Raw genomic sequence first — 11,250 nt, 5'->3', positions numbered from 1 at the left:
TTCCGCCGTTCAAGGAGCCCTCACCACCATGCGCTCCGGCGCGCGGCCCAGCGCCTGCCAGCTCGGCCGGTACATGGACTCCACCTGCGGCAGCGGCACCCGGTAGTGGCCCGGGGTGACCGCGCGCGCCAGGTAGAGCAGGTGGGTGGTGTCGTAGGCATCGACATCCACCGCCGCCACGTAGCGGTCGCCGCGGTACTCCTGGTGACGGACCCGCCCGGCCTGCATGGCGCGCAGCCAGTCGCCGACCTGGCTGCCGGCGTCCGCCAGGCTGGCGGCGCTCTGCGCCAGATTCTGGTTCTCCAGCTCGAGACCGGCGGGCAGCAGGTCGACCACCAGCGCATCCGGCACCCGCTGGCGGGCGCGTACCGCCAGGTGCACCAGCACCAGCTCGCCGCTGCGCAGCCGGGTGACGTCCAGCGGCTGGCCATCCGGCTGCAGGTACTCGCGCTCGATGCTCAGGTTCTCGCCACCGGCCGCCGGCGCCCGCGCCGGGTAGCCGGACAGGGTGAGCTGCTGGTACAGCGGCATGCCGGCCACACCGTGCAGGGTCAGCGGCTCGGCCAGCTCGCCGTCCGCCAGATGCAGGTTCGGCCGGACGTCGCTCAGTTCGATGCGCCGCTCGCCGCTGGCCAGTTGCGCCGTCCAGGCCCCCTCGGGCCGGCCGAGCAGGCCGCGGCCGGCGAGGAACAGGGCGTTGCGCTCCTGGGTCGACAGCCACGACCGGCCGGCCAGCTCCTCGGCCAGGCCGAACAGGCGCTGCTCGCGCTGGCCGGCCGCCAGGTCGTGCTCCTCGAGCAGGGCGAAGATCAGCGCCTGGTCGCGCAGCGGGCTGCCGTAGTCGGCCAGCCACTGCTCGCCGTCGCGCGCCAGGACCAGCCCCTGGGCCAGCGCCTGCGCGGCGCGCGGGGCATCGCCCATCAGCTTGAGCGCCGCCGCCAGCTGCACCAGCGGCAGGCCGGAGCGTGCCTCGCCGCGACGCTCGAACAGGCTGCGCAGGGCACCCAGCGGCGCCTGGCGGCTGCGCGCCAGCACGTAGCCGGCATAGGCCTGCACGGCGAAGCGGGTATGGGCGAAATCCTCCGTGTAGTGGGCGTCGATCAGGCCGGGCTGCTGCAGGTAGGCCAGCAGCCGGTCGGTGGCGCGCTCGAGCGCCGCCTCCGGCACGGCGAAGCCCTGCTCGCGGGCGCGCAGCAGGAAGTCGCCGACGTAGGCGGTGAGCCAGTGCTCCTCCTCGCTCTCAGCGCTCCACAGGCCGAAGCTGCCGTTGTGCCGCTGCATGCCGAGCAGACGCTCGATGCCCCGCTCGATGCTGCGCCGACGCTGCTCGTCGGGCTCGCCCTCCAGGCCGAGGCGGCGCAGGCTGGCGGCATCGGCGTAGAGCGAGGGGAACAGCCCGCTGGTGGTCTGCTCCAGACAGCCGTACGGATAGGCCTTGAGTGCGCGGATCTGCTCGCCGAGATTCAGCGGCGGCCGGCTGGACAGCGCCAGCACGGCCTCCCGGCCGGCCGGCGCGAAGTCCGCCAGGGTGCCGGCCGGCAGGCTCCAGGGCTCGGCTCCGAGCACCGTGCGGAACTGCCGCTGCTGCGCCGGCCAGGCCGGGCGCACGCCCAGCGTCCACTCGCGGCGCAGGGGCGGCGCCTCCTCGCCGGGCAGCGCCAGTCCCGCCACCTCGACGCGGATGCGCCCCTGGCCGAGGCCGCCCTCGGCGCGCACCGGGATGCGCAGGGTGGCGCGCTGGCCGGCGGCCAGCTGCAGCTCCGCCGCGGCGTCCCCCAGCAGGCGCAGCTGCCCCTCGGCGTCCAGGCGCACGACGAGGGTCTGCGCGCTGCCGGAGCGGTTGTCCAGGTCCAGGGCCAGCGTGGTCTCGTCGCCGCCGGCGAGGAAGCGCGGCATGGCCAGCTCGGCGACCAGCGGTGCGGCCACCACCGTCTTCGCCTCGGCCATGCCGTAGCGCTCGTCGCTCCAGGCCTGCGCCATCAGGCGCAGCTCGCCGTTGAAGTCGGGAATGTCCAGGCTGACCTCGCCCTCGCCCTGATCGTCCAGCGCCAGCGCCTCGCTCTGCCGGGCGACGATCAGCACGCCGGTTTCCGGGCGCTTGCCGCCGGCCTCCAGCCCGGCGTCGCCGCCGTAGGCCAGGCTGGCGAGCCGGCCGCGGCCGGCCTCGATCAACTGGCCGTAGACGTCGAACTGGTCGGCGCCGTAGGCCTTGCGGCCGAAGAAGGCGGCGAAGGGATCGGGCGTGGCGTACTCGGTGATGTTGAGGATGCCCACGTCCACTGCGGCGACCAGCACGTGCGCCCGGGCGGGAATGCTGCCGTCGGCGTTGCGCGCGCGCACCCTGACCGTGAGCGGCTGGCCGGGGCGCATCCGCTCGGGCGCCTGCAGGCTGAGCGCCAGCTTGCGCGGGGCGCGCTCGAGCGGCAGGTGCAGCAGGCCGACCGCCCGCTTGGGGGTGACCTGCGCCTTGCGCTCGCCGGGACGCACCACCTGGGCGCTCAGGTACAGGTCGTGGCGCAGCCAGTCGCTGGCGATGGGCACCTCGAAGGTCTTGCCCTCGGCGGGCACCTCGATCTCCTGCCACCACAGCGGACCGTCGGCGGACTCCACCAGCAGGTAGCCGTTGCCGGCGGCCGGCGGGGTGACCGTGACCCGGGCGGTGTCGCCCGCGCCGTAGGCCGGCCTGTCCAGCGCCAGCTTGACCTGGTCCGGGCGCACCGCACCGCCCTCGGCGTTGTCCTGCCAGCGGTAGCCGGCCCAGAAGCGCAGGCTGCTGCGCAGGCCGCTGGCGTTGTCCACCAGTTCGACGCGGTAGGGCCCCCACTCCACCGGGAAGCTCACCTTGGCGGTGCCGCCGGCCGGGATGCTGAGCGGCTCCTCGCTGAGGGTGAGGAATTTCTCGGTGAAGTCGTGGCTCCAGCCGTCGCTCTCGGAAAAGCTCCAGAAGTAGTCGCGCCGCTCGCGCACCAGGCGCACGCTGAGGTTGTCGGCGGCCAGCTTGTTGCCGGCCGCGTCGGCCACCAGCAGCTCGAACTCGGCCTGGCCGTCGGCATCCACCTCCTCGCCGTCGAACAGCGCGCGCAGGCCCGGCAGGCGTTCGCCCGGCCAGACCGGCTGCTCCAGCCGGCGGGTGACCGGGCGGCCGCCGGACTCCTGCAGGCTGGCCTGGAGGATCAGGCGCAGCGGCGAGCGCGCCTCGCTCCAGCGGTTCTCCACGCGGATCGACGCCCGCCCCTCGCCATCCAGGGTCAGCTCCTCCAGCTCCTGCTGCTGGCTGAGGTCGGCCTCGGTAATGTCGCCGAACTGGTAGCCCGGCAGATTCGCCACCGCCTCGCGCAGCGGGCGCACGTAGAGCTGGCCGGACAGGCGATTGCCGGCAGCCGGCGCGCCGTACAGGTAGCGGCCGCTGACGGCGAACTCGACCTCCGCGTCCGGCGCCAGGGGCCGCTCGCTGCCGGCCAGCTCCAGGGCCAGACGCTCGGGGAGGAAATCCTCGACCAGGAATTCGTGGAGCTGCGGCTCGCCGGCGCCGAGGTCGAGGCGCAGCTGCCAGCGTCCGGTGGGCGCCTGCTCGGCCAGCTCGAGGCGGTACTGGTAGAGGCCGGCGGCGTCGGCGTTCCAGACGAAGCGGCGGCTGGTCTGCCCGTCCGGGCGGCGCACCTCGACGCTCACCGGCTGGGCCGCGACCGCGCGGCCGTCGGCGTCGCGCAGCAGGGCGTTGAGCAGCACGGTCTCGCCCGGCCGGTAGAGATCGCGCGGGCCGAACACGAAGAACTGCAGCGGCTGCGCGCGGGGCCCGGCGATGGTGAATTCGGCCAGGTCCAGCGCCGCGCCGTCCAGGCGCAGCAGGCTGGTCTGCGCGCCCTGGCGGGCCAGCAGCAGGCGGGCCTTGGCCGGCAGCGGCAGCTGGGCGTGGCCGCGCGCGTCGGTCTCGCCGCCGGCGAGCAGCGCGCCATTGCCGTCGAGCAGCTCCAGCGTCACCCCGGCCCGGGCCTTGCCGCCCTCCAGTGCCTGGGTGAATACGTCCAGGCGGTCGCGGTAGCGGTGCGCGGACAGGCCGATGTCGCTGAGGGTGAACAGCGTCGCCGGCAGCGTATGGGCGTAGCGGCCGGCCTCGCGCATCACCGCCAGGTACACCCCCGGCTGCTTGAACGGCTCGAGGCCGGCGATCGGCAGCAGCAGCGTCTCGCGGGTGTTGCGCGCCGGCTTGAGGTCGAAGCGGCCGCCGTAGACCAGCTCGGCCATCGGCAGCAGCTCCTCCGCCTCCCAGACGTCGAGGCTGCTGCTGCGTCCCCAGCGCGCCAGGAAGGCCGGCAGCGCCTGCGGACGGATGCGGAAGAACTCGACGTTGACCCGCTCGACGTTCAGCGCGAGCACCGGCAGGCCCTCGGCCAGGCGGGTCGGCAGCAGCGAGCCGCGGCTGGCGAAGCCGACGCTGGGCTGCAGGTCGCGGGTCTCCAGGCGGCTGACGTGCTCGCGGGCCAGTTGCGCGCCGTTCACCGCGCGCAGGCCGGCATCCACGGTCAGCACCAGCTTGCGCTGCGGCTCCAGGTGGCGCAGGCGCAGCTCGCTGAGGTTGTCGGTGAGCTCCCAGGCGCCATCCACCTTGCCGTCCTTGCTGTCGACCAGGTGCAGGCGCTCGGCGAACGGCTGGTCGGGATCGAGGGGCACGGAGAAGGTCACCGACAGCGCGCTGGCGCCGTCCAGCTGCACCTCGGAGACATCCACCACGCTCAGCTCGCGACCGGCATGCCGTGCGGCCAGCGCGGCGCGATCCGGCGGCGCGGCCGCCTGGCGCTCGGCCGCCGGCGTGGCGGCGCGGCCCGGCTCCGGGGCGGAATCGCGGGAATCGCAGGCACTGAGCAGGCTCAGCGCGAGAGCCAGAAGCAATCCTTTGTTCAACATGGCGGGCTCGCAGATCGGGGACGCGGGAGCTGCGACTATAGCCGAAGGGCCTGGCGCTCAGGGGCGGCCTGCGCGCAAGCGTCGAGTCGTGCACACCTTTATACTGGCGCGCCTGCCATGGAGCCGCGATGAACGCCCTTGCCGACGCCTGGCGTCACGCCCCCACCCGGCAGCGGGTGGGGGCGCTGGCCGCCCCGATGATCCTCTCCAACCTGTCGGTGCCGCTGGTGGCGCTGGTCGACAGCGCGGTGGTCGGCCACCTGCCGCACGCCCACCAGCTCGGCGCCGCCGCGGTCGGCGGCAGCCTGTACAGCCTGCTGGTGTGGACCTTCGGCTTCCTGCGCATGGGTACCACCGGCTTCGCCGCCCAGGCCAGCGGGCGCGGCGACGGCGGCGCCCTGCGCGCCCTGCTCGCCCAGGGCCTGCTGCTCGCCGGCCTGTTCGCCCTGCTGGCCGGCCTGCTGGTGGTGCCGCTGCTGCCGCTGCTGCTCGGCCTGATGCAGGCGGGCGCGGAGCTGGACGCCCTGGCCCGCGACTACCTGCACATCCGCCTGTTCGGCCTGCCGGCGGCACTGGCCAGCTACGCGCTGATCGGCTGGCTGCTCGGCAGCCAGAACGCCCGCGCGCCGCTGGCCATGCTGCTGACCACCAACCTGCTCAACGTGGCCCTGGTGGTGTGGTTCGTCCATGGCCTCGACTGGGGTGTGGCCGGCGCGGCGCGCGCCTCGGTGCTGGCCGAATGGAGCGGCGCGCTGCTCGGCCTGTATCTCGCCCGCCGGCGCCTGGGCGAATACGCCGGGCGCGCCGACTGGCCGGCGCTGCGCCGCTGGGCCGGCTGGCGGGCGTTGCTGGCGGTCAACCGCGACATCTTCCTGCGCACCCTGGCGCTGCAGGGGGTGTTCCTGCTGGTCACCGTGCAGGGCACCCGCCTGGGCGACGCCACGGTGGCGGCCAACGCCCTGCTGCTCAACGGCCTGCTGCTCACCGCCCACGCCCTCGACGGCCTGGCCCATGCGCTGGAGGCGCTGTGCGGCCACGCCCTGGGGGCGCGCGACCGCCTGGCGCTGCGCCGCAGCCTGTGGCTGGCCGGCAGCTGGTCGCTGCTCGCCAGCCTCGGCTTCGCCGCCTTCTTCCTGTTCGCCGGCACCTGGTTCGTCGACCTGCAGACCGACATCGCCGCGGTGCGCGCCATCGCCCACGCCCACCTGCCGTTCCTCGCCGTCCTGCCGCTGCTGGCGGTGTGGAGCTACCTGCTCGACGGCCTGTTCATCGGCGCCACCCGCGCCCGGGAAATGCGCGACGCCATGCTGCTGGCACTGGCCCTCGCCCTGCCGCTGGCCTGGTGGCTGCAGGGCCTCGGCAACGCCGGACTGTGGCTGGCCTTCCTCGCCTTCATGGCGCTGCGCGGCCTGATCCTCGGCGCCAGCGCCTGGCGCATCGAGCGGCGCGACGGCTGGATCGCGGCGACCTGAGCCCGGCGCGGCGAGCTGCTAGAATGCCGCCCCGTTTCCCTGTCCGCTGCCCGCCATGTCCAGCTCCCCGCTTCCCGCCTCCCCCCGCGTCGCCGTGATCGGCGGCGGCCCCGCCGGCCTGATGGCCGCCGAAGTGCTCGCCGCCGGCGGCGCGCAGGTGGAGCTGTTCGACGCCATGCCCTCGCTGGGCCGCAAGTTCCTGCTCGCCGGCGTCGGCGGCATGAACATAACCCACGCCGAGCCGAAGGCGGCCTTCGTGCAGCGCTACGGCGCGCGCGCCGCCGAGATCGGCCGCCTGCTGGAGGAGTTCGACGCCGACGCCCTGCGCGCCTGGATCCACGCTCTCGGCATCGACACCTTCGTCGGCAGCTCCGGGCGGGTGTTTCCCAGCGACATGAAGGCCGCGCCGCTGCTGCGCGCCTGGCTGCGTCGCCTGCGCGAGCAGGACGTCGCACTGCACCCCCGTGCGCGCTGGCTGGGCTGGGACGCATCCGGCGCGCTGCGCATCGCCACGCCCGAGGGCGCGCGCAGCATCGAAGCCGGTGCCGTGGTGCTGGCCCTCGGCGGCGGCAGCTGGGCGCGCCTGGGCTCGGACGGCGCCTGGGTGCCGCTGCTGGAGCAGCGCGGCGTCGCGGTGGCGGCGCTCAAGCCGAGCAACTGCGGCTTCGAGGTGGCGGGCTGGACGGCATTCTTCCGCGACAAGTTCGCCGGCGCGCCGGTCAAGCCGGTGGCGATCAGTCTCGATGGCAGCGCCCCGCGTCAGGGCGAGTTCGTGGTCACCGCCAGCGGCGTGGAAGGCAGCCTGATCTATGCGCTGTCGGCGCCGATCCGCGAACAGATCGACAACGCTGGCCGCGCCGTGATCCATCTGGACCTGCTGCCCAACCGCTCCCGCGAGCAGGTCGCCGCAGCGCTGAACAAACCGCGCGGCTCGCGCTCGCTGGCCCGCCATCTGGCCGGCCTGGGCATCGACGGCGTGCGCGCCGGCCTGCTGCGCGAGCTGACCGACGCCGCCACCTTCCAGGACATGACTCGCCTGGCCGCAGCGATCAAGGCGCTGCCGCTGGAACTGGTCCGCGCGCGCCCGCTGGACGAGGCGATCAGCAGCGCCGGCGGCGTGCCGTTCGCGGCGCTGGACGCCAACCTGATGCTGAGTGAACTGCCGGGGGTGTTCTGCGCCGGCGAGATGCTCGACTGGGAGGCGCCGACCGGCGGCTACCTGCTGACCGCCTGCTTCGCCAGCGGCCGGGCGGCCGGACTGGGCGCGCTACGCTGGCTGGCGCGGCGCTGAGCACTGCGTCGTGATCGTGCCCACGCTCCGCGTGAGCACGACTCCCGGGACGCTCCGCGTCCCCTAGCGGCGGCCCCCGGGACGCGGGAGCGCCCCGTGCAGCATTCCCACGCGGGAGCGTGGGAACGATCAATCGCGCCAGCGCCATGAAAAACGCCGCCGCCCTCTCGGGCCGGCGGCGTTTTTCGCAACAGGAAAGGACCTCAGCGGCGCTTGTCCTTCTTCTTCTTCTCGGCCTTCTTGTGGTGGCTCATCAGGCGGCGCTTCTTGTTCACCTGGCGCACCGTGAGGGTGTTCTTCTTGCCCTCGTAGGGGTTCTCGCCGCCCTTGAACTCGATGCGGATCGGCGTGCCGACCAGCTTGAGCACCCGGCGGTAGGTGTTCTCCAGGTAGCGCGAGTAGGCGCGCGGCACCGCGTCGACCTGGTTGCCATGGATCACGATCAGCGGCGGGTTGGCACCACCCAGGTGGGCATAGCGCAGCTTGATGCGCCGACCGTTGACCAGCGGCGGCTGGTGGGTGCTGACCGCATCCTCGAGGATCTGGGTCAGGTAGCTGGTCGGCCAGCGGGTCACCGCCGAGCGGAACGACTCCTGCACCGACTTGTACAGGTGGCCGACGCCGGTGCCGTGCAGCGCGGAGATGAAGTGGATGTCGGCGAAGTCGACGAACTGCAGACGGCGCTCCAGCTCGGTCTTCACCCGGTCGCGCTCGTGGCTGTCCATGCCGTCCCACTTGTTCAGCGCGATGACCAGCGCACGGCCGGTCTCCAGCACGAAGCCGAGCAGGTTGAGGTCGTGGTCGACCACCCCCTCGCGGGCGTCCATGACGAAGATCACCACGTTGGCGTCCTGGATCGCCTGCAGGGTCTTCACCACCGAGAACTTTTCCACCGCCTCGAAGATCTTGCCACGGCGACGCACGCCGGCAGTGTCGATCAGGGTGTACTTGGCCTCGTCACGCTCGAAGGGGATGTAGATGCTGTCGCGGGTGGTGCCGGCCTGATCGTAGACGATCACCCGCTCCTCGCCGAGCATGCGGTTGACCAGGGTCGACTTGCCGACGTTGGGCCGGCCGATGATGGCGATCTTGATCCCGGAGTGCTCGTCCGGGCCGGGAATGCGCTGCTTCGGCTCGGCCGGAGCGCCCTCCTCGCCAGCTTCGCCTTCGGCGAACTCGTCCTCCTCGCCCTCGTCCCTGGGGAACTCGCCCAGCGCGGCCTGCAGCAGGGCGTTGACGCCACGGCCGTGGGCGGCGGCGACCGGGAAGGCGTCGCCGATCGCCAGCGGGCTGAACTCGGCACGGGCGATGTCCGGGTCGACGGTGTCGACCTTGTTGGCGACCAGGAAGGTGCGCTTGTTGTTCTTGCGCAGGTGCTCGGCGATCATCTGGTCGGCGGCGGTCATGCCGGCGCGCGAGTCGACCATGAACAGCACGGCGTCGGCTTCCTCGATGGCCTGCAGCGACTGCTCGGCCATCTTGGCGTCGATGCCTTCCTCGTCGCCGGAGATGCCCCCGGTGTCGATGACGATGTAGGTGCGACCCTGCCACTTCGCCTCGCCGTACTTGCGGTCACGGGTCAGGCCGGCGTAGTCGGCGACGATGGCGTCGCGGCTCTTGGTCAGGCGGTTGAACAGGGTGGACTTGCCGACGTTGGGGCGTCCCACCAGAGCGATAACGGGAACCATGCGGCTCTCCATGGGTGATTCGTGAAAAACACAACGGCCGCTGCAGTCTAGTCAGTTGCAGCGGCCGCTCACAGGTGTACCGCCTCCCGGCGGTACCTTCAGCGCAGGGTGTAGGCCACCAGCTTGCCGCTGTTGCCGTAGGCGTACAGCCAGTCGCCGACCACCAGCGGGCGGGCGCGCAGGCCGTCGCTGTCGACCCGCACGCGACCGACGAAGCGGCCGTCCACCTGGCTCAGCAGGTGCAGGTAGCCTTCCAGGTCGCCCACCGCGACGTTGCTGGAGAACACCGCCGGGCTGGTCAGCTGGCGACGCGCCAGGGCGTCGTTGCTCCACAGCGCCGAGGTCGAGCGCTCGTCGATGCCCTCGACGGTGCCGCCGGCCTGGCTGACGTAGATGTTGCCGAAGCCGGTGGCCACGCCGACGTAGCTGGACGCCTGGCGCTGCCACAGCGGACGGCCGCTCATCAGGTCGAGCGCGGCCAGCTGGCCCTGGTAGGTCACCACGTAGAGGGTGCCGCCGGACAGCAGCAGGCCGCCGTCGATGTCGACCATGCGCTCCAGTTCGGAGCGACCCTGCGGCACGGCCACGCGCTGCTCCCACACCGGGATGCCGCGCTGCACGTCGAGGGCGATCACCTTGCCGCTGGACAGGCCGGCCACCGCCAGCTGGTTGGTCACCACCGGCGCACCGGTGCCGCGCAGGGTCAGCACCGCCGGGGTGCTCTCGTAGCTCCACAGGCGCTCGCCGCTGGTGGCGTCGAGGGCGACCAGGCGGTCGTCCTGGGTCTGCACCACCACCACGTTGCCGTTGCTGGCCGGCGCGGCCAGCACCTCGCTGCCCACCGGGGCGCGCCACTTCACTTCGCCGCTGGCGCTGTCGAGGGCGATCACCTGGCCCTTGAGGGTGCCGACCAGCACCAGGCCGTAGCCGGCGCCGACGCCACCGGAAACCGGCTTGTCCAGCTCGGTCTCCCACAGCACCTTGCCGGTCTCGCGGTTCATCGCCACCACCAGGCCTTCGATGTCCGCGGCGAACAGGCTGTCGCCCTCGGCGGCCAGCTCCAGCTGGTTCCAGGTCTCACCCTGGCCTTCGCCGATGGAACGGCTCCACTGCTTGTCCAGGCGCACTTCCTCGGCGAACTTCTCCAGCTCGGCCGGCGGCAGCTCCTTGGTCGAGTTGCTGCTGCAGCCGGCGGCGAGCACCGCCGTGGCCAGCATTACCGCATGAGTCCAGCGCATCATCAGGCGTCTCCGTCGGCCAGGTCGTCCAGCTTGATCTGCAGCGTGCCGAGGCCCGCCTCCTGCGGCAGCGCGGCACGCGCCTTCTCGTAGGCGCTGCGCGCCTCGGCGCCGCGGCCCAGACGGACCAGCAGGTCGCCGCGCAGTTCCTCGCGGCCGGCGACGAAGGCCGGCGCGGCCTCGCCGGCCAGCAGGCCGAGGGCTTCCTCGGCCTTGTCCTGGGCGGCCAGCACGCGGGCCAGACGCTGGCGCGCGACTTCGCCGAGGGTGGCGTCGACAGGCTTGTCGAGCACCTTGCGCAGCTCGCCGGCGGCCTCGTCGAGGCGGCCGTTGTCCACCGCCACCTTGGCCACCAGCAGGCTGGCGTACTGGGCGTAGTGGCTGCCGGCGAAGTCCTTGTTCAGCTTGCCGGCCAGGTCGCTGACCTTGCCGGCATCCGGCTCGCCCGGAGCGCTCAGGGTGACGTCCACCAGCTGCTGGTAGAGCGCGGAGGCGGCGTAGCTCTGGTTGGCCTGGTGGTTCTGCCAGGCCTGCCAGCCGAACACGCCGACCAGCGCCAGGGCGCCGCCGACCAGCAGCGGCTTGCCGTTGCGCTGCCACCAGTCCCTGATTACCGCCAGTTCTTCTTCTTCGGTACGCGAGGTCACCGCGGTCAC

The 11,250-nt window shown here is 72.8% G+C and carries 6 protein-coding genes; 2 read left to right on the top strand and 4 right to left on the bottom strand.

What is annotated here, in order from left to right; genetic code table 11:
• Positions 1 to 9: 9 nt before the first annotated feature.
• Positions 10 to 4,905 (bottom strand): alpha-2-macroglobulin family protein, encoded by a 4,896-nt coding sequence (locus tag RA210_RS01140; protein WP_201485131.1) that lies wholly within the window; start codon positions 4,903 to 4,905, stop codon positions 10 to 12.
• Positions 4,906 to 5,033: 128 nt separating this feature from the next.
• Between RA210_RS01140 and RA210_RS01135 the strand changes: the two genes are divergently transcribed.
• Both RA210_RS01135 and RA210_RS01130 read left to right on the top strand, forming a co-directional pair.
• Positions 5,034 to 6,377 (top strand): MATE family efflux transporter, encoded by a 1,344-nt coding sequence (locus tag RA210_RS01135; protein ID WP_136491487.1) that lies wholly within the window; start codon positions 5,034 to 5,036, stop codon positions 6,375 to 6,377.
• A gap of 46 nt (positions 6,378 to 6,423) precedes the next feature.
• Positions 6,424 to 7,668: a TIGR03862 family flavoprotein gene (locus RA210_RS01130; RefSeq protein WP_442963358.1), complete on the top strand. Its 1,245-nt coding sequence runs from the start codon at positions 6,424 to 6,426 to the stop codon at positions 7,666 to 7,668.
• Between the two features lie 203 nt (positions 7,669 to 7,871).
• Here RA210_RS01130 and der read toward each other — a convergent pair whose 3' ends face one another.
• The 3 genes from der to RA210_RS01115 all read right to left on the bottom strand — a co-directional run bounded on the left by der (position 7,872) and on the right by RA210_RS01115 (position 11,241).
• Positions 7,872 to 9,356, bottom strand: coding sequence for a ribosome biogenesis GTPase Der (der, locus tag RA210_RS01125; RefSeq protein WP_136491489.1), 1,485 nt, complete (start codon positions 9,354 to 9,356; stop codon positions 7,872 to 7,874).
• A gap of 98 nt (positions 9,357 to 9,454) precedes the next feature.
• On the bottom strand, positions 9,455 to 10,597 hold the full coding sequence (gene bamB, locus RA210_RS01120) for an outer membrane protein assembly factor BamB (RefSeq protein WP_136491490.1): 1,143 nt from the start codon (positions 10,595 to 10,597) through the stop codon (positions 9,455 to 9,457).
• Positions 10,597 to 11,241 carry a YfgM family protein gene (locus RA210_RS01115; protein WP_136491491.1) on the bottom strand — a complete coding sequence of 215 codons (645 nt, stop codon included), beginning with the start codon at positions 11,239 to 11,241 and terminating at the stop codon, positions 10,597 to 10,599. The genes bamB and RA210_RS01115 overlap by 1 nt, the downstream gene beginning before the upstream one ends.
• Positions 11,242 to 11,250: the final 9 nt, after the last annotated feature.

Source organism: Pseudomonas sp. OF001 (assembly GCF_904426495.1).
Classification (GTDB): domain Bacteria; phylum Pseudomonadota; class Gammaproteobacteria; order Pseudomonadales; family Pseudomonadaceae; genus Geopseudomonas.
This window is presented reverse-complemented; position numbering and strand designations above follow the sequence as displayed.